The organism is Ruminococcus callidus ATCC 27760 (assembly GCF_000468015.1).
Classification (GTDB): domain Bacteria; phylum Bacillota; class Clostridia; order Oscillospirales; family Ruminococcaceae; genus Ruminococcus_C; species Ruminococcus_C callidus.
The window spans coordinates 5,576-6,917 of sequence record NZ_KI260345.1; the positions used below are offsets into that span (position 1 = coordinate 5,576).

A 1,342-nucleotide genomic window follows, 5' to 3' on the forward strand; every position below is an offset into this window, starting at 1 on the left:
ATGCTTGTGACACCACTCGGAATTTCGATGCTTGTTAAACTGCTGCAATAGAAAAACGCAAAATCTCCGATGCTTGTAACGCCGTCTTCAATCACAACTTTTTTTACGTTGTCTTTCTTTTGGGTTGCAGGGCTATCGTCAGTAATATAATTCTTCATCGCTCCTGAGCCGCTGATGGTCATTGTTGTGCCGTCGGCACTCAGTGTCCAGGTCAGGTTGTCTTCTTTCCATGTCTGCGTTCCCGATTCTGTCCCTGCACCTGTTTCCTCCGCACTCGCCGTGATCCCCCACGAGATATTTTGCAGGGTATCGGTCGGGAAGTACAGCAGCGTCCCCGCCGCCATGATTACTGCCGACGAAAGGGCAGCCAGTCGTTTCCATTGTTTCTTCATAATACGCCTCCTTTGTTTTCGGATATATTACATATTCTTGATAGATCTATTATAACATGATCAGGTATTCTTTGTCAAGAAAAAAGAAGGATTTTTTGAGATTTCGTTCAATTTTTGGAAGTTGGAGAGGAGGAGGTTCGTTCTGTGCCTGTTTTTTGAAGTGACTGCCTTGTTGAAAAAAGAAAGCCCGATATACTGCAAAACTGCGATACATCGGGTTTTTCACACTTTTTCAGAGTACGTATTTTCAATGCGTACTGCTGTTTCTGCTTTCCTTGAAATATCCTGCTGCTTTGGAAAAGGTTTCATTTCAGAACTGCAATCAGTCCCGAGAGAAACATCCCCCACTGCTTTTTGCTCTTACTCATCCTCTTTACGCTTGAGGACACCAGATGCCTTCACCGCACCGAATCCGAATGCCATGAACAGTGCCGCACCCACGCACAGGAGCCAGTTTGTCATGGAATTGTTTCCGGTCTGGGGCATGTTAACTTCTGCGTTGGAAGAATCCGTACCAGTACCGGTTTTCGGATCAACAGTGTAAACGTCCAGCACATTGCCGTTTAAGTCGGTCAGCGTAATCTCATATGCATTCTCCGAGCGTGCAGTGATTTCTGCATTTACGGCAATCACTCCCGTTTTTTTCAGATAATCGTTGAGTGCCCAACTGCAAAGATCTTCGTCCGCAATGTTGGTCACACTCGTGGTATCCGATGTTGTGATCGTAGTTGCCGATGTTGCGGCAGTGGATTCTGTGCTGGAAGTACTGGTGATTGTGGTTGTTTGAGTTGCAGAAGTTGTTGCCTTGGTTGCTACAGTTGTTTCGTTTGTAGTAGTTTCCCCTGTTGCTGCGGTTGTTTCGTTTGTGGTAACAGTGCTTGCCTCAGTTGCTGCGGTTGTTTTGTTTGTGGTAGTTGTTTCCTCAGTTGTTGCGGTTGTTTCGTTTGTGG

General features: G+C 46.0%; 2 protein-coding genes. Both read right to left on the reverse strand.

Annotated features, from left to right (window positions below):
• Nucleotides 1-392 (reverse strand): leucine-rich repeat protein (locus tag RUMCAL_RS15810; RefSeq protein WP_021681366.1); only part of this gene is annotated, 392 nt, incomplete at its 3' end.
• A gap of 360 nt (nucleotides 393-752) precedes the next feature.
• Nucleotides 753-1,342: hypothetical protein (locus RUMCAL_RS15815; protein ID WP_040646986.1), on the reverse strand; the 590-nt coding region annotated here is incomplete at its 5' end.